The following is a 17,871-nucleotide window of genomic DNA, read 5'->3' as shown; positions in this document are numbered from 1 at the left end:
TCAAATTGTTTTGCCTATAAAAAAGCACAAGGCTTTATTGATAACATTTATCATTATTAAGATGCTTTTAAATTAAATAAGACTATCCTTACGACAATAGAAAATTTAAAATAAGATTATGTATGAAAACATTAAAAGATTGCCAAAAAAACCAAAAAGTTAGAGTTTTAAAGCTTCATGCTCCAAAAGATTTAAAACAACGATTTATATCTTTAGGGATCATGAAAGAAGCTATTATTGAGATGATAGAGTCTGCACCTGGCAAATCTACTATAGTAGTAAAGGTTGGAAAAATGACATTAGCTCTAAGAGGACAAGAAGCCGAACTTATAGAGGTAAAAGCACTATGATTAAGGAAGAAGGAAATGCTTGTCCAGTAATAGCAAATCACATTAAAGTAGCACTTGTAGGGCAACCAAATGTTGGTAAGAGTATGCTTATAAACTCTGTATCAAATGCACATCTTCATGTGGGAAATTTCTCTGGCGTTACAGTAGATAAAACTGAAGTTTTGTTTGATTATAAAGGTTATCACTTTACAGTGGTTGATCTACCTGGAACTTACGCATTTACTGACTACTCTATAGAAGAAAGGGTCACTCATAAATACCTTAGTGGTGGTGGATATGACCTTATTATAAATGTAGTAGACTCTACAAACTTAGAGAAAAACCTGCAACTCACTTCTGAGCTTATGAGTATGAATAAAGATATAGTTATAGCACTAAACATGAGTGATGAAGCTAAAAAAGAGGGTATAGAAATAGATGAAGTCTATATGTCTGAACTTCTTGGCATCCCTTGTATAAAGACTTCCGCAGTTACAAAAGAGGGTATAGAAGATCTTTTGGATGCAATTGTAAAAGTTGGATCACAAGCCAAACAAGAATCAAAACTTATCTTTAGTGAAGCGGTTGAAGAAGAGATCTCAAAGATAGTTGCTTACTTACAAAAGCATAAACACGAGGCTCCAAACTCATATAGAAACATAGCTATAAATCTTTTAAAAAATAATAAAAAAACTTATGCAAGACTTCATGATGATCCAATCTGGACAGAACTTCAGCCAATCCTTATAGATGCAACAAAACATATAGAATTACATCATGATAGTGATGATATTAAAGAAGCTTTTGCAGAAGAATATGCTGCTTTTAACAAAGGTATCATCACAGAAGTTGTAAAAGCATCAACAGTTCAAGAGAAAGAAACCATTACCCAAAAGATAGATAATATCTTAATTCATCCATTCTTTGGTATCCCAATATTTCTGTTTTTTATGTGGGGGCTTTTTCAGCTTACTTTTGAAATAGGATCTATTCCTATGGAGTGGATAGAAGCCTTTTTTGGATGGCTTGGTGATACCATAGGCGCAACTATAGCAAATGAAGATATTCGCTCACTTATAGTAGATGGTGTTATAGCTGGTGTGGGTGCTGTTGTTTTATTTGTTCCAAATATCATCATACTCTTTATCGGGATCGCGCTCTTAGAGAGTACAGGTTATATGTCAAGAGTCGCTTTTTTACTAGATGGATTTTTTCATAAGTTTGGACTTCATGGGCAATCTTTTATCCCTCTAGTTACTGGTTTTGGATGTTCTATCCCTGCTTATATGAGTGCTAGGATACTTAAAAATGATAGAGATAGACTTTTAACTCTTTTTATCATAGGTTTTATGAGTTGTGGAGCTAGGCTTCCTGTTTATGTTCTGTTTGCAGGTGCATTTTTCTCAGCTGAGATGGCTGGAAATGTTTTATTTGCTATCTATATTGGTGGTGCGTTTATTGGATTAATAGCTGCAAAGATTTTAAAACTAACTGCATTTAAAGGGGCTGATGAACCCTTTGTTATGGAGATGCCAAAGTATAGACTTCCATCAGTTAAACTTATATGGCATACGGTTTTAACAAAGACTATGATGTATCTTAAAAAAGCAGGTACTTTTATAGCAGCTGCATCTATGCTTATTTGGTTTTTAAGTAACTATCCGCATAACTTAGAACTCGAAAAAGAGTTTTCCTCTAAGATAGAGCTTGCTTCTACGCAAGAGAAGAAAAATGAGCTAACAAATGAACTTGGAGTTAAGCATTTAGAACAGAGTTATTTGGGAACAATAGGAAAGTTTTCTGAGCCTCTTTTTGCACCTCTTGGTTTTGACTGGAGAATGAGCGTTGCACTTCAAACCGGTCTTGCTGCTAAAGAAGTAGTAGTTTCAACTTTGGGAGTTCTTTATGCACTAGGCGATGAGGTAGATGAAGAGAGTAGCACCTTAGTAAACGCCATAAGCAAAAACATATCTTTTGCATCCGCAGTTGCCTTTATAGTTGTTATCATGATATATCTTCCATGTTTGGCGGCTTCTATAGTCTTTACTCGCGAAGCTGGTGGGATAAAGTACTTCTTTTATCTTTTTGCTTTTACTTCAGTACTAGCTTATTCACTAGCATTTGTAGCGTATAATGTCGCTTTATTGTTCTCGTAATGATTCATTAGTTTAAATAGGATAAAATTGCACCATGAAAAAAATATTAATGATTGAAGACGACTTAGAATTAGCAGAGATTTTAACTGAATATCTAGAGCAGTTTGATTTTGAGGTTATTACAGAAGATGACCCATTTAAAGCAGTTAGCATACTAAAGTTAGAGAAGTTTGACTTAGTTATACTAGATCTTACTCTTCCTGGCATGGATGGACTTGAGGTTTGTGAGGCGATTCGTGAGAGACAAGATATTCCTATCATTATTTCATCAGCTAGAAGTGATGTTACAGATAAGGTAAAAGCTCTAGAACTTGGTGCGGATGATTACTTACCAAAACCATATGATCCAAGAGAACTTGAAGCTAGAATCCACTCAGTTTTAAGAAGATATGCTGCAAAATCAGAAGCAAAAGAAGAATCAAAGAGTGATTTTAGATGTGATCTCTCTTCTATGATGATAACTTATAAAGGCAGAAACATAGATCTAACAAACGCAGAGTTTGGAATCCTTGCATATATGATAGCAAAGCAAGGACTTGTAGTATCAAGAGAAGATCTCATACATAATGTAAATGCAATCAATGAAGACTCATCAAACAAAAGTATAGATGTAATGGTGGGTAGAATCAGAAATAAATTAGGCGATAAAACTCTTATAGAGTCAGTTCGTGGCGTTGGATACAAACTACTCAAGTGAAAAAACACGCTGTTTTATTAACTGTACTCTTTGCACTAACTGTTACACTTTTTAGTGTTAGTGCAGTTTTTTTGGAATTTTACAAATTAAATAAAAGTCAGTATATAGAGCAGATCTTTACAAAACATGAAACCATAAACCAAATCTATCGTGAATACCTTCAAAAAAATACTTCACAAATCATGCTTGAAGCAAACTTAGCAGTCTATAAGTTTGTTTTAGAAAAAGATGAAAATGCAAAAAAAAGAATCACAAAACACGCAACTATATTGAAACAGAGGAATTTTACAAGAGTTGATGAAGCTATTATGCTTAATAATAAAGGGCTATATACTCAAAAAGTAACTCGGGACTTTAGAATCTCGATGTTAGAATATGCAAAAAGAATACACTTCTATATAGAGTCGCCTTTGGGAAGTGTACTCATTCAAGATGAGGAGTTAAAACCATTTACTTACTACTCTATTGCTTACTCCTACCTAACTATTATTTTAATAATATCTATCTCATTTATGTTGATACTACAAAGATTAAGACCACTTATAAGACTTAGAAGAAAGATAGCACTTTTTGGAAATGGAGATATGAACATCTCTTTTAAAACTACAGGAAGTGATGAGATAGCACTTGTTTCTAACGAGCTAGAATCCACAAGAGAGAAGATAAATAGCCTACTAGAAGCTAGAACTCTTTTTTTAAGAAATATTATGCATGAACTAAAGACTCCTATTGCAAAGGGGACTATCGCTACTCAGATGCTTGGTACTAAAAAAGAGATAGATAGATTTACTTCTATTTTTGGAAGATTAGAATCTTTAGTTGAGGAGTTTGCACTCATAGAAGAGGTCACAAGCATCAACGATAAGAATAATTTTAAAGAGTATAGACTTGTAGATATTATAGATGGTGCAATAGATATGGCAATGGCAGATAGAGAGTGTGTGAGCATAGATGTTGATGCAAGTGTTAAACTACAAGCGAACTATAGACTCTACACCACAGCTATAAAAAACATGATAGATAATGGGATTAAATATTCCACAGATTCTCATGTTAAGATAGTTATAAAAAATAATGAATTGTGCTTTGAGAGCAGAGGTGAGTGTATAGGACACCCTTTGCAATATTATATTGAGCCATTTACAAAAGACAATCCAGCTAAAAATAGTTTTGGTTTAGGTCTTTATCTTGTCGATTCAATCCTAAAAGTTCATGACAAGGTTTTAGCACACGAGTATGAAGATGGCGTTAATCGCTTTATCTTTGCGTAAGCTTGCGTATGTAAACTAATAGGATGAGTAAATTAGATAAAAATATAAGAGCTTTTTTAACAGTTGTTTTTGCCTTGAGTTTTTTTGTTTTTGGCTGGCTGAGTAACTCAGCTTATGAGCCAGGAAAAAGAATACAAAAACCCACTGTTTTAGATGAGATCAAAAAAACTAAAAAACTAAATGTTGTTTTATTAAATGCACCATCAACCTATTATATAGGCGTAGAAGGAGCACAAGGTTTTGAATATGACTTGCTTAGTGCTTATGCCGCGCATCTAGGTGTAAAGCTAAATATTATAACTGCAAACACTATTAAAGATGCTATTAGACTCTCAAAACTACCTCATGTCCATATAACCTCTGCATCCTTAGCCAAAACAAAAGAGAGAGAAAAAAAGTTTAACTTTGGACCATCATACTTTGAAGTACAAGAGCAGGTTGTTTGCAACCGAGGGATGATTATAAGTGGAAATTTTCCACGAAGTATAGAAGAGTTAGCAGGACTAAGTATAAAAGTTGGAGAGGAGACAAGTTATAGTGAGACGTTGCGTTCACTACAAGCGGATGGTTTTGATATAAATGCAACATTTGATACTGAGTTATCAACTGAAGAGTTATTGGAGATGGTTGCATCTCATGAGATAGATTGTACGGTTGCAGATTCAAATATATATGCATTAAATCAAAGGTATATGTCTCAGATTGAATCAGCATTTATTATAAGTGGAAGAGAACAGTTGGCATGGGTACTTGCACCAAACTCTAAAAAACTTGAAGCTGATATGTACTCATGGTTTAATAATTTTAATCAAAGTGGTAAACTAGCTCAACTAAAAGATCACTACTATAGTTATGTACTTTTCTTTGACTATTATGACAACACAATGTTTTACAAACGAGTCAAATCAAGACTTCCAACTTATAAAAAGTACTTTGTAAAGTATGCAGAGATGTATGGAATCCCTTGGAGACTCTTAGCCGCACAGTCTTATCAAGAATCACATTGGAACCCTAAAGCGAAGAGCTTTACAGGAGTTCGTGGTTTAATGATGTTAACACTAAAAACAGCAAAACTTCTAGGTGTTAAAAATCGTCTTGATCCAGAGCAGAGCATCAAAGGGGGCACTAGGCATTTAAATCAGATGCTAAAATATGTTCCAGATGAAGTAGAGGGAGAGAACCGCTTAAAATTTGCATTAGCTGCATATAATGTAGGAATGGGACATATTGTAGATGCACAAACTCTTGCTGTTAAAATGGGGCTTAACAAAAATATCTGGAGTGATCTTAAAAAAGTTTTACCTCTTTTATCCCAAAAAAAATACTATAAAACTCTAAAACATGGCTATGCTAGAGGAAGTGAACCTGTTAGATATGTTGATTCTATTTATGATTATAAAGATATTTTACAAAATATAAATGAAGAAGATAAAGAAGCAAAAGAGTAAAAACTGAGTAAGCGAAATAAAAGGAAGTTCTTCCTTTTACTTTACTTGCTATAGTGCATCGCCTTCTTTACCAGTAGAGAGTGAAGTTAAAAAGCTCTCCATGTCATACTTTACTCTGTATTCTGGTGTCATAATGTGGATCAGTATATCGCTTAGATCTATTACGACCCAGTCTGTACTCTCATCAACATGAACAAAATTTTCAACTGGTTTTAGATCAGTTTTTATGTGGTTTAAAAGAGCACTTGTGTGTTTTGCTCCTAGTGATGAAGCAATGATTGCATACTCTACAAAGTAGTTTTTATCTCTTAGATCAAAGACCTCTATAGACTCTGCTTTGTTTTTATCTAGTGAGTTTACTATTGTTTCTATTCTTGATTGCATTTGTTTCCTTGGTAAAATTTTATTATCTCATCTGCACATTTTGATGGCAGTTTTGTTCTGTCTAAATCTTCTCTTAACATAGTTGATGAGATATTTATATCTATGTTGAGACTTATATAACCATCAGGTATATCGACTCTATCTCTTTGGGCTACTATAAATGTAACTAAATTGTTTAGTTCATCAAAACCCTCCCACTTATGTAGCGATGTAAGGTTGTCCGCACCTATGACTAAGTATATCTTCTTAAATCTCTTTAGTAAATGCTTTACACTTTGTATACTTGGAACTTTTTTGTTTTGCCTAACTTCATAGTCACTTACTTCTACTTCTTTAACCTCACTAAAAATTTCTCTTAACCATTTTAGCCTTAACTCTGATGGTGCAAAGAAATTTGATTTAAAAGGGTTTAGATATGTCGGCATCACTATAACTTTGTCAATCTCTTTTATCTCTAAGAGAGCTTTAACTAGAGCCTCGTGAGCGATGTGAGGCGGGTCAAAAGAGCCACCATAAAGTGCGATAGTTTCCATAGGCTAGTCCAAATTTAAAGCGAATTATAGCTAATTTTGGATAAAATAATTCAATTTTTTTAATTTTAGGAAATATATATGGCGCTAAAGATAGCAATAAACGGATTTGGTAGGATTGGTCGTTGTGTGACTCGCATAGCAGCCAATAGAAGTGATGTTGAAATTGTAGCGATAAATGATATGGCTACAATAGATATGATGCTTTACCTACTAAAATATGACTCAGTTCATGGAGCATTTAAAAGTGAGGTAGTTCAAGTAGATGAAAACACTATTAACATAGATGGAAAAAATATTAAAATTTTTAATGAGAGTGACCCTAAAAAACTTGACTTTGTCAAATATGGTGCTGATATAGTTTTAGAGTGTACAGGCTTTTTTTTAACTCAAGAGAGTGGAAGTGTTCATATAGATAAGGGGATTAAAAAAGTGCTCTTTTCAGCTCCATCAGCAGATCAAGATACTGCTACTTTTGTTATGGGAGTCAATGAGCATCTTTACACTGGGCAAAAAATAGTATCTAATGCATCATGTACAACAAACTGCCTAGGACCTATTGCAAAAACTCTAAACGATGCTTTTGGGATTGAAAAGGGTCTTATGACAACCATTCACTCATATACAAATGATCAAAATATTTTAGACGCAAAGCATAAAACAGACAAACGTCGCTCACGTGCAGGGGCTATCAACATGATACCAACAAAAACAGGAGCTGCAAAGGCTATTGGTTTAGTTCTTCCAGAGCTTATTGGAAAACTTCATGGTCAAAGTGTTCGCGTTCCAACTCCTGATGTATCTATGGTTGACTTAAATGTAGTAGTTAGAAAAAAAACAAGTGTAGAAGAGGTTAATGCTCTACTTAACGAGATGGCAGCGACTAAACTAAAGGGGCTTTTGCTCATTGATAAAGACATGAGAGTATCTCAAGATTTTGTTGGATGTGCTTACAGCTCGATAGTTGCAGAGGACTTAACTCAGGTTATAGCAGGCGATATGATAAAAGTAATGGCGTGGTATGATAATGAGTGGGGATATTCTACGAGACTTCTTGATATGGCTCTCTACATTAGCAAATAGGAATTATATGGAATTATTAAGCATAAAAAAATTAGATTTAACTGGTAAAAAAGTTTTTATAAGATGTGACTTTAATGTACCAATGGATGAGTTTGGAAATATTTCTGATGATAGAAGAATTCGCTCAGCACTATCGACTATAAATTATTGTCTTGATCAAGAATGTGCGGTTATTTTAGCATCTCATTTTGGTCGTCCAAGGGGTAAGGTAGATGAAAAATACTCTTTAATTCCAGTGGCAAGAAGGATTCAGCATCTTCTAAAAAGAGATGTGAAAATGGCTAAAGATGTCATAGGTAAAGATGCTCTAGCTAAAGCATCTTCTCTTAAGCCTTCTGAAGTCTTGTTGTTAGAAAATCTTCGTTTTGAAGAGGATGAAACTAAAAATGATAAAGAATTTTCAAAAAAACTAGCATCACTCGCAGAGTTTTATATAAATGACGCTTTTGGAGTTAGTCACAGAGCGCACTCCTCAGTTGAGGGAATAACGCACTTTTTTGATAATAATCACAAAGCTGCCGGATTTTTACTACAAAAAGAGATAACATTTTTTTCTAAACTTATAAACAATCCAGTTCGCCCATTTGCCGCGATAATTGGAGGCTCAAAAGTTTCTGGAAAACTAGAAGCTCTTATGAATTTACTTCCAAAAGTAGATAAGATTTTCATAGGTGGTGGTATGGCGTTTACATTTTTAAAAAAGATGGGCTATAACATAGGTGCATCTTTAGTAGAAGATGATCTACTTGAAGAAGCTGGACATATTATGGATAAGGCAAAAAAGCTAGGTGTTAAGTTTTACTTACCTGTAGATGTTATAGCAGCTGATAAGTTCTCAGAAGATGCAGTTAGTAAAATCGTAACCACACAAGAGATTCCAAATGCTTGGATGGGGCTTGATATTGGACCTGCGACTGTAAGACTCTATAGAGAGGGTCTAGCTGATGTGCAAACTGTTCTTTGGAATGGACCGATGGGTGTTTATGAAATGGAAAAATTTGCAAGAGGTTCTAGTAAAATCGCTAATTTTGTAGCAGATAGTTATGCTACTACAATTGTTGGTGGTGGAGATACTGCGGATCTTGTTCAAAGAGTTGGAGTAGATGATGAGATGAGTTTTATCTCTACTGGCGGTGGTGCATCACTGGAACTTTTAGAGGGAAAAATACTCCCAGGTGTTGAACCTTTGATAATTCAAGAAGAGGATTAAGATGATAATTGCTGCAAATTTAAAAACAAACTTGACTAGAATAGAAACATTAAAATATCTAAAGAGTTTAGAGTCGTGTTTGAGTAAAAAAAGTATTACTCAAGAGGTTTTGGTGTTTCCATCTCCAACTTCACTAAATACTCATGATGGAAAGGTAACAATAGGCACTCAAAATGCTTATGGAGCAAGTAATGGCGCATTTACTGGAGAGATAGGAAGTATACATCTTGATGAGTTTGGTATAAAAACCATCCTCATTGGTCATAGTGAGAGAAGACACGTTTTAGGTGAGACGCAAGAAGATCTAGTGAAGAAGTTTAACTTCTACAGAAATCTTGGGTTTAAGATAGTCTATTGTGTAGGTGAGCCTCTTGAGGTTAGAGAGACAGGGTTTGATAATATGATGCAATATATTTCGAAGCAGTATGCGGGCATAGATACAGAGTATGAAAACCTTATAATAGCTTATGAGCCAGTTTGGGCAATTGGGACAGGACTTACTCCAACTAGTGAAGATATAGAGTCAATTCATAAAGAGTTAAAGAAAAAATCATCAGCTCCACTTCTTTATGGTGGAAGTGTAAAGGTAAGTAACGCCAAAGAAGTTTTAGGCATAGATGATGTTGAAGGTATTTTAGTAGGTGGCGCAGCACTCATTGCAGAAGATTTTTGCAAGATGTGTGAAATTGCGCAAGAGATAGAGAAGAGTTAGGTTTCTTCGTCGCACCTCTCTTTAGGTGTGATGTACTGATGAAGTTGCATTTGGTATGCATTCCACCTCGAGAGAGGTGGAACGAGAGAAGAGATAAAAAATAAAAATAAAAATAAGGAAATAATAGAATGATAATGAAGGGTAAAAAAGGTCTAATCGTAGGTCTTGCAAATAATAAATCAATAGCTTATGGAATAGCAAAAGCTTGTCATGACCAAGGTGCTGAGATGGCTTTTACTTACTTGAATGATGCACTCAAAAAGAGAGTTGAACCAATTGCAAAAGAGTTCGGAAGCGATAAAGTTTATGAGCTTGATGTCTCAAATGAAGAGCATATGGCAGGGATTGCAGCGTTAGTTGAAGAAGACTTTGGAAAGATTGACTTTTTAGTTCATTCTGTTGCATTTGCACCAAAAGAAGCATTGAGTGAGCCTTTTATAAAGACTTCTAAAAAAGCATTTCAAATTGCTATGGATGTCTCTGTATATTCATTTATTGACTTAACAAACCGCTTAGAGAGTGTTTTGGCTGATGATGCATCAATACTTACTCTTTCATATTTAGGTGGTCCAAAATATATAGTAAACTACAATGTAATGGGAGTTGCTAAAGCTGCACTTGAATCAAGTGTAAGATATATGGCGGTAGATCTAGGTAAAAAGGGTCAAAGAGTAAATGCGATCTCAGCAGGACCAATAAGAACACTAGCAGCTGCAGGGATAGGCGACTTTAAACAGATTTTAAATTGGAATGAGACAAATTCACCTCTAAAGAAAAATGTTACAACCTCACAAGTTGGAAACTCTGCTATGTATCTACTTAGCGACCTTGCATCTGGTGTAACTGGTGAAGTTCACTATGTTGATAGTGGATACAACATCATGGGAATGGCTGCGGCTGAGACTAATGAAGATGGTAAAACTGTTTTTTCTTGGGATAGTCGTAAATAATTAAAAAATCTAATGGCTATATAATAATTGGAAATTCCAATTTTATATAACCATTAACTTCAAATACATTTATGTGAGACTTTAAAGCTTGTCTTTCTAACTCTTGACTCGCTTCTATTAGAGTATCTGCTTTGCATCTAATAGATGCGATGCTATGCTTCTTATCATCTATAACTTCATATTCACCAACTTTTACATGAACGGCAATTTTAACTTTTTTTGACTCTTTAAATAGTTTAAAACATTCATTTAGAGTAAGTAAAAAATTGTTTATATTTACTCTTATCTCAGGTATTGATGTGTCGTACTCTTCAGTTATTGTTGTTTTTGTAAAGTCAAAATTCGTATTTTTTGATATATCTATAAGGCTAAAGATATTTGTTAATTGAGCATCTTGAATCTTAGCTATCTCTTTTTCTATATTTATTTGCTTATACAGCTCTATAGCTATATGTTCATCATCTATATATCCTACAAGAAGTGCATAATATTTCATTTTTGCATATTTTAAATTTATATATTTTCTCTCAAATCCAAAATTGTGAGGTGAATGGTTTAAAGTTAATTCAAATATCTCTTTAGGAGATACACTGTTAAAAAGAATTTCAGCCTCATTGTTAAAATCTATAAGTTTACCCTCATTGTTAAATAGTATAAAAGGGTTTATGGATTCATGAATAAATGCTTTATAAAAGCTATCACTATACATTTTTCTTTACCTTATAGTAACTGTTTAGCTTTTTTCTAAGAGTCATTCTATTTATACATAAGTGGTTTGCCATTTGAACTTGAGATTTATATCTCTCTTTAAATGCCTTTAAAAGTGGAATTTCAAAAATATCTAATAAATCTTTGTAAGATCTATCTCTACTTTTTAAATCACTTATAAAATATTTATATAAAATATCCATAATATCATTTTTAGTGATTGAACTTAGTAAAATACTTTTATATATAGATTGTTTTAAAGAAATTCCGTTTTTAGATATATCTATCTCTACATCATGCGCAGTTTTATTTGAGTAGTAGATTTTATTTGCTTCTTTAATATAGATGCTTATCAGCTCTTCTAAATCCTCTTTTCGCTCAGATAAGGGCTCAAGCCTTATCTTGATAGGAAATGTATTCAAGTCATCTTTATAGTTTTGTGATGCAGTAGCTATAATTCTTAGTGTTTTTAAATTTTCAAAAAACTGTTTTTTATTTATGAGTGCATCTATGTTATATAGAATCAAGGATTTGAAACTTTGAATGTCAATTTGCTTATTCAGTATTAACTTTTCTATTTCTGTAGCCTCATAGCTTTGAGAGTTTTGTAAAATTTCTTGCGCTAAAGTTTTTTTCCCAACACCAATTTCACCTAATATTAAAATATTTACAGGTAAAGCCACAGACATCTTTGCAACATGTAAAGCTTTTTTTGAAGATAGTGATAATGCTATAAAATTTTCCATATCAAATTTTAGCATAACTATTCAATCTCTATCCTTGTATAAAAATTATACAAAAATAGATATAAAAAATGTTCAATTAGCTGATATACTTTTTCAGGTATCAATTAAAGGAGATTAAATGGAAAGTTTTACAGATGTGAAATATATTCTAGACGGCTTTTTAATGTTGTTTGGTGGAGTATTGGTTATGTGGATGGCAGCAGGTTTTGCTATGCTTGAAGCTGGATTAACAAGAAGTAAAAATACAGCTACAGTTTTGACAAAAAATGTAGCTTTATATGCTTTGAGCTGTATTATGTTTTATTTTATAGGTTACAACTTAATGTATGGTGAGGAAAACTCATTTATAGGTGGAGGCTTTGCACTTAGCGGTTTTACAAGTGAAGGACTAGGCCACTCTGTAATGGCAGATTTTTTCTTTCAGGTAGTATTTGTTGCAACTGCTTCATCTGTAATCTCAGGAACTATAGCTGAGAGAATGAAACTATTGCCATTTTTGATATTTGTAGCTGTTTTATCATCTGTGATATATCCTATTCAAGGTCATTGGACATGGGGTGGTACATCTTTAGGAGGTCTTTTAGACGGCTTTTCTGACTTTGCTGGTTCTACGATAGTTCACTCAGTAGGTGGATGGGCTGCACTAGCTGGTGTAATAATTCTTGGAGCAAGAAAAGGTAAGTACGATAAAGATGGTAATGTTAGACCAATTCCTGGATCAAATATGCCACTTGCGACTATCGGTACGCTGATACTTTGGATGGGATGGTTTGGTTTTAATGGTGCTTCTCAACTTGCGATGGGTTCAAAAGAAGATATAGACGCAATTGCTATGGTAATGGCTTCTACAAATATGGCTGCAGCTGTAGGTGCGATAACAGCAACAATACTTACTCAACTTATATACAAAAAAGTTGATTTGACAATGGTTTTAAACGGTGCATTGGCTGGTTTAGTTTCTGTAACAGCAGCTCCTGATACTGGTATGGGATATGCGACAATAGTTGGTGTAGTTGGTGCAATTTTAGTTATATTTGCAGTACCTTTGTTTGATAAACTAAAGCTTGATGACCCGGTTGGTGCACTTTCAGTTCACTTGGTAGCTGGTATTTGGGGAACTTTAGCTGTTGGTATCTTTGGAAATGATAAATTTATGCCACAACTCATAGGTGTTTTAGTCATTGGTGTATATGTTTTCACTACATCATTTATTGTGTGGAAAGTGTTAGATATGCTGATAGGACTAAGAGTAAATGAGCAAGAAGAAGTTGAGGGTCTTGATATACATGAACTTGGACTTGAAGCCTATCCAGAGTTTAAAAGACACTAAGAATTTACACAAATTTATACAAGGAGTAAAGTATGAAAAAGATGGAAGTTATTATCAAGCCTTTTAAGCTTGAGGATGTAAAAGTTGCTTTAGCTAATATAGGGATTACTGGTATGACGGTGTTTGAAGTAAAAGGTTACGGAAGACAAAAAGGACATAGCGAACTTTATCGTGGTGCTGAATATAGAGTTGATTTTATGCCAAAAATCAAACTTGATATTGTTGTAAATGATGAAGATGTTGATAAAGTTGTTGAAGTTGTTATAGAGTCTGCAAAAACTGGAAAAATCGGAGATGGAAAAATCTTTATTTCTGATATTGAGAAGATTATAAGAATCAGAACAGGTGAAACTGGAAGCGAAGCGGTTTAATAGTTTTTATATAAGTTATTAATAAATTAGAGGATAAAAAGATCCTCTTAATTTGTAAAAAAAGGACAACAAATGAAAAAAGTGCTAATAAGTTTAATAACAGCAACACTGGTAAGTACAAGTGTATATGCAGAAAATATACTTTCAGAAGTTGGAGTAAGTGCAAATGTGGCATTAACAAGTAACTATGTATGGAGAGGTATGAGTCAAAGTGAAGATTCGCCAGCAATTAATGGTGGGTTTGACTTGGATTATAAAGGTCTTTATCTTGGGACATGGGGCTCTAATGTTAGATATGAAGGAAGTGATGCTTCTATGGAACTTGACGCTTATGCAGGTTATAAAAATAAAGTTTATGGAGTTGTATATGATATAGGATGTATTTATTATGCTTATCCAAATGATTCACAAGCGCTAAACTTTAGTGAAGCGTATTTAGAGCTTAGTTATGATTTTAAAGTAGTTGAAATTGGAGCAAAATATAGCCTAGGTATAAAAACCGATGATGGAGATCCAGAAAATGCGTACGAAGCCTATGTTAGTCTCCCTTTGCCTATGGATATTAGTATAGATGCAACTCTTGGAAAGTACGAATATATAGGAGTTTATTAGCTTATTGGCGTAACTAAAACTATATCTAATTATGACTTTAGTGTTGCGTACACTGCAATGGATTTTGAAGCTTCTACTACTAAAACAGAAGATAATATTGTAGCTACGGTTTCTGCTAGTTTTTAAGAAAATTTTAACTCTTTTTTCTACTTTTAAGAAGAGTTAAATTTTGATATAATCCCTCTTATGATAAAAAAAATCTTTTATATAATCTTTATGTTACTACTTATCTCAATCATCTCATTTTTAGCAATACATGCCGCTCCAAATAGTTTTTTTGCAGCAGGAGAGTTAAACCCAAACATGACAGAAGAGGCAATACAACAACTAAAAGCAGTTTATGGTTTAGACAAATCTCTCACAGCTCAATACTTTGACTGGATAAAAAATATACTCACGCTAAATTTTGGCATCTCTTTTGTAACGGGGCAAGATGTAAGCTCTGAGATCTTAAAAAGACTTCCAATAACGCTTATAATGAACTCCATTGCACTTGTGGCAGTTTTTGTAATATCTTTGTACCTTGGGATCAAAGCGGCAATGAAGTATGAGAAAAAAGCAGACTACATTATTCGTCAGATCTCATTAGTCTCATTTTCTATGCCATCGTTTTATTTGGCTCTTTTATTTATTATATTTTTGTCATTAAATTTGAACCTTTTTCCAATAGCGGGACTTCACTCTATTGAGCCAAAAGAGGGTTTATCTTACTATCTTGATATGGCTTGGCATCTTGTTTTGCCAGTGGGAGTTATGATATTTGTAGGGCTTGGAAGTATGATAATTTATGTCCGCTCATTAACGCTTGAGATCTTAAAAAGTGATTACTACTTTTTTGCACTCTCAAGAGGTCTCTCACAAAAACAACTACTTCGTTACTACATTCTTCCAAACCTTTTACCTCCAATTATTACATTGCTAGGGCTTTCTCTTCCTGGGCTTATTGGTGGAAGTGTTATTTTAGAATCTATCTTTGGAATCGATGGAATGGGGCAACTCTTTTTTATGAGTGCACTTAGTCGTGACTATCCCATAATTATGGGAACTCTGATAATAACAGCCTTTTTGACACTTTTGGGGAATATGGTAGCAGATCTAATATTACTAAAATTAAATCCATACATAGGAAAAAATTAAGTTTTTCCTAATCGAGAGCTTGAGAGTTCCATCATTGCAGGTTCAGTATCTCCGTCATTGCGGGCTTGAGAGTTCCATCATTGCAGGTTCAGTATCTCCGTCATTGCGGGCTTGACCCGCAATCTCATCAGGACTTTAAAGCTTTTTGTGTTTTTAAACCCTCAAGAGATCCTGAATCAAGTTCAGGATGACGGGTTGTTAGCGTTCAGGATGACGGGTTGTTAGCGTTCTGGATGACGAGTTGTTAGCGTTCAACATGACGGACTATATATTCTTCGACGACGCGCTATAATAGTCCGTAATTACGGAGTAGTGTTGTAAAAACTACAGACTAATTAAATAAAGCCTCTAGTGCATCAACACCATCTTTTGACTCTTGTGTCTCGCCTTGCTCATCTGTTACTTCATCATTCTCTACAAGTTCTATATTTAAGCCAGTTAACATAGATGCAAGGCGGATATTTATACCACTCTTTCCTATTGCTTTTGACTTTTGATCAGCTGGTAGTGTGACTATAGCTTTTTCAGGCTCTCCATCTTCATCTCTTATGATTTCTACATGAGAGATAATAGCAGGAGACATAACTCTTGAGATAAAAAGCTCAGGGATAGTTGTATATTCAACACAGTCGATGTTTTCACCAATTAGCTCACGACTAACTGCGTTAATCCTAACACCTTTTACACCAACAGTAGCGCCAACTGCATCGACTTGTGGATGCGTGCTTATTAGTGCTATTTTAGCTCTCTCACCAGGAATTCTTGCACTTTTTTCAATGATAACTGCGCCATCTGCAATTTCAGGAACTTCTAATGCTAAAAGCTCTTCTAAAAACTTAGGAGATGTACGTGAAAGTTCTATTTGGATACCATTTTCTTTATCCATTATAACACGACGAACAACAGCTTTTAGATGATCACCTTTTTTAAAGATCTCACCTTTTATACGACTCTTCATAGGTAGTACTGCACGAACTTCATCTACTTCTATATATGTAGCATTTTGTGAATCTACACTTGTAACTCGACCATTTACAAGTGTTCCAATTTTAGAGTTGTACTTGTTAAAAAGCTCATCTTCTACAAGTCTTTGAACATGGTACTCTATCTCACGATGAAGGTTAGATGCAGCAGTTCTTCCATACTCTTCTAGGTCGTGTGGGATCTGTAGTTGGTCATCAAGTTCTACTTGGTCGTCATACTCTTTAGCATCAGTTAGAGATATATATGCAGGTGCAACTTCTTCATCTAGAAGTCTCTCATCATCATCGGCTACAACTGTAATAGTCTGAACAATATCAACACTTTTTTTTGCTTTATCAATAGTAGCCTCAAAAGCAAATCTTCTATCTATAACTCTTTTTGCAGTTTGTACAAATGCAGTTTTTAAAGCCTCTATGACTTTGTCAGGTTGGAGACCTTTTTCATGTGCAATAGCATCAACAATATCTAAGATTTTTTCCATAACAATTTCCTTGATTTTTGCATAAGCAACGGTTTTTTTTAAGTCTCATAAAAAACAGTAATAATAATATTTGTTGGGATTTCTTATGAAGTGCGAAATTATATCCAAATTTATCTTTAATATGACTTTTAGTAGTTTTCGTATATAATGCAAGACTTTTTAATAGTAGTAAAATTGGTGTTGAGTGTTTAGAGTTGGCGAGGTTAAAACCTCGCTTGAAAGAGAGATGGAACGAGGAAGACTTTAAAGTTTGACAAGTCATTCTCAAAGAGGCACTAGTGCCGAGAGCTTCCCGCTGAGGGAAACCAAGCGCGCACGGCGGAGCACCCTTGGGGTATTAGCGTAGTGAAACGGACTTGTTCGTTTTGCGTGATAAATGAATAGGGAAAAGGTTCCCTTAAATTTATGAAATAAATTAAAGGAAATAAAGAGATGGATTTGAAATTTGCAAGAACAGATATAGATACAAAACCAAAAAAAGTTGATTTAGACAAACTAGAAGCTAGTGTAGAGAAAGAGGGGAATATGATTTTTTATTTTGACAAAGACAATTCTCACAAAGATCTATTAGAGCTTCAAGATCATTTTGAGCAAAAAGGTAAGAGTTTTTATATGAGTGAAGTAAAATACGGCCTTTCAGACAATGAGTATATGTATCAAGTACATATAATTAGCTAGGGTATAAAATGAATATTCTCACCAAAGGTTTAGTGACTGAAAACAGTTTGGACT

Annotated in this window: 19 protein-coding genes; 14 read left to right on the top strand and 5 right to left on the bottom strand. The window is 34.1% G+C overall.

Annotated features, from left to right (window positions below):
- The first annotated feature begins 122 nt into the window (after positions 1 to 122).
- Genes M0Q24_RS03600 through mltF form a run of 5 tightly spaced genes read left to right on the top strand, consistent with a single transcriptional unit; the run spans position 123 to position 5,901 of the window.
- The gene (locus M0Q24_RS03600) at positions 123 to 350 is read left to right on the top strand and encodes a FeoA family protein (RefSeq protein WP_295047390.1); all 228 of its coding nucleotides are present in this window, start codon (positions 123 to 125) and stop codon (positions 348 to 350) included.
- A complete protein-coding gene (feoB, locus tag M0Q24_RS03595) occupies positions 347 to 2,485 on the top strand; it encodes a ferrous iron transport protein B (protein WP_295047387.1) in 2,139 nt (712 codons plus the stop codon). The genes M0Q24_RS03600 and feoB overlap by 4 nt, the downstream gene beginning before the upstream one ends.
- Positions 2,486 to 2,519: 34 nt before the next feature.
- Complete coding sequence (locus tag M0Q24_RS03590) at positions 2,520 to 3,182, top strand: response regulator transcription factor (RefSeq protein ID WP_295047385.1); 663 nt, start codon at positions 2,520 to 2,522, stop codon at positions 3,180 to 3,182.
- On the top strand, positions 3,179 to 4,453 hold the full coding sequence (locus tag M0Q24_RS03585; protein WP_295047382.1) for an ArsS family sensor histidine kinase: 1,275 nt from the start codon (positions 3,179 to 3,181) through the stop codon (positions 4,451 to 4,453). The genes M0Q24_RS03590 and M0Q24_RS03585 overlap by 4 nt, the downstream gene beginning before the upstream one ends.
- A gap of 23 nt (positions 4,454 to 4,476) precedes the next feature.
- Complete coding sequence (mltF, locus tag M0Q24_RS03580) at positions 4,477 to 5,901, top strand: membrane-bound lytic murein transglycosylase MltF (protein ID WP_295047380.1); 1,425 nt, start codon at positions 4,477 to 4,479, stop codon at positions 5,899 to 5,901.
- Between the two features lie 48 nt (positions 5,902 to 5,949).
- Here the strand turns inward: mltF and rsfS are convergent, their stop codons facing one another.
- A complete protein-coding gene (gene rsfS / locus M0Q24_RS03575) occupies positions 5,950 to 6,285 on the bottom strand; it encodes a ribosome silencing factor (RefSeq protein WP_295047377.1) in 336 nt (111 codons plus the stop codon).
- Positions 6,270 to 6,818, bottom strand: a complete 549-nt coding sequence (nadD, locus tag M0Q24_RS03570) for a nicotinate (nicotinamide) nucleotide adenylyltransferase (RefSeq protein WP_295047375.1) — start codon at positions 6,816 to 6,818, stop codon at positions 6,270 to 6,272. Before nadD ends, rsfS begins: the two co-directional genes overlap by 16 nt.
- A 78-nt stretch (positions 6,819 to 6,896) precedes the next feature.
- Between nadD and gap the strand changes: the two genes are divergently transcribed.
- The 4 genes from gap to fabI all read left to right on the top strand — a co-directional run bounded on the left by gap (position 6,897) and on the right by fabI (position 10,770).
- A complete protein-coding gene (gene gap / locus M0Q24_RS03565) occupies positions 6,897 to 7,898 on the top strand; it encodes a type I glyceraldehyde-3-phosphate dehydrogenase (protein ID WP_295047372.1) in 1,002 nt (333 codons plus the stop codon).
- A gap of 7 nt (positions 7,899 to 7,905) precedes the next feature.
- The gene (locus tag M0Q24_RS03560; RefSeq protein ID WP_295047369.1) at positions 7,906 to 9,108 is read left to right on the top strand and encodes a phosphoglycerate kinase; all 1,203 of its coding nucleotides are present in this window, start codon (positions 7,906 to 7,908) and stop codon (positions 9,106 to 9,108) included.
- 1 nt (position 9,109) lies between these two features.
- Positions 9,110 to 9,820, top strand: a complete 711-nt coding sequence (locus M0Q24_RS03555; protein ID WP_295047366.1) for a triose-phosphate isomerase — start codon at positions 9,110 to 9,112, stop codon at positions 9,818 to 9,820.
- 128 nt (positions 9,821 to 9,948) lie between these two features.
- The gene (gene fabI / locus M0Q24_RS03550) at positions 9,949 to 10,770 is read left to right on the top strand and encodes an enoyl-ACP reductase FabI (RefSeq protein ID WP_295047363.1); all 822 of its coding nucleotides are present in this window, start codon (positions 9,949 to 9,951) and stop codon (positions 10,768 to 10,770) included.
- Positions 10,771 to 10,786: 16 nt separating this feature from the next.
- Here the strand turns inward: fabI and M0Q24_RS03545 are convergent, their stop codons facing one another.
- Entirely contained in the window at positions 10,787 to 11,479 is a 693-nt protein-coding gene (locus tag M0Q24_RS03545) for a hypothetical protein (RefSeq protein WP_295047360.1), read from the bottom strand.
- Entirely contained in the window at positions 11,472 to 12,239 is a 768-nt protein-coding gene (locus M0Q24_RS03540) for a sigma 54-interacting transcriptional regulator (protein ID WP_295047357.1), read from the bottom strand. Before M0Q24_RS03540 ends, M0Q24_RS03545 begins: the two co-directional genes overlap by 8 nt.
- 103 nt (positions 12,240 to 12,342) lie before the next feature.
- On the opposite strand from M0Q24_RS03540, the gene amt reads away from it, so the two are divergent.
- The 4 genes from amt to M0Q24_RS03520 all read left to right on the top strand — a co-directional run bounded on the left by amt (position 12,343) and on the right by M0Q24_RS03520 (position 15,674).
- Positions 12,343 to 13,554 (top strand): ammonium transporter, encoded by a 1,212-nt coding sequence (amt, locus tag M0Q24_RS03535; protein WP_295047354.1) that lies wholly within the window; start codon positions 12,343 to 12,345, stop codon positions 13,552 to 13,554.
- Between the two features lie 32 nt (positions 13,555 to 13,586).
- Entirely contained in the window at positions 13,587 to 13,925 is a 339-nt protein-coding gene (locus M0Q24_RS03530; protein ID WP_295047352.1) for a P-II family nitrogen regulator, read from the top strand.
- 72 nt (positions 13,926 to 13,997) lie between these two features.
- A complete protein-coding gene (locus M0Q24_RS03525) occupies positions 13,998 to 14,537 on the top strand; it encodes a TorF family putative porin (RefSeq protein ID WP_295047349.1) in 540 nt (179 codons plus the stop codon).
- A 177-nt stretch (positions 14,538 to 14,714) separates the two neighbouring features.
- The gene (locus M0Q24_RS03520; protein ID WP_295047493.1) at positions 14,715 to 15,674 is read left to right on the top strand and encodes an ABC transporter permease; all 960 of its coding nucleotides are present in this window, start codon (positions 14,715 to 14,717) and stop codon (positions 15,672 to 15,674) included.
- Between the two features lie 331 nt (positions 15,675 to 16,005).
- Here the strand turns inward: M0Q24_RS03520 and nusA are convergent, their stop codons facing one another.
- On the bottom strand, positions 16,006 to 17,139 hold the full coding sequence (gene nusA, locus M0Q24_RS03515; protein ID WP_295047346.1) for a transcription termination factor NusA: 1,134 nt from the start codon (positions 17,137 to 17,139) through the stop codon (positions 16,006 to 16,008).
- A gap of 432 nt (positions 17,140 to 17,571) precedes the next feature.
- Between nusA and M0Q24_RS03510 the strand changes: the two genes are divergently transcribed.
- The gene (locus tag M0Q24_RS03510) at positions 17,572 to 17,817 is read left to right on the top strand and encodes an HP0268 family nuclease (protein ID WP_295047343.1); all 246 of its coding nucleotides are present in this window, start codon (positions 17,572 to 17,574) and stop codon (positions 17,815 to 17,817) included.
- Positions 17,818 to 17,871: the final 54 nt, after the last annotated feature.

It is taken from the genome of Sulfurimonas sp., assembly GCF_023228785.1.
Classification (GTDB): domain Bacteria; phylum Campylobacterota; class Campylobacteria; order Campylobacterales; family Sulfurimonadaceae; genus Sulfurimonas.
The sequence above is the reverse complement of the archived record's forward strand: the minus strand, read 5'-3'. Positions and strand labels throughout refer to the sequence as shown.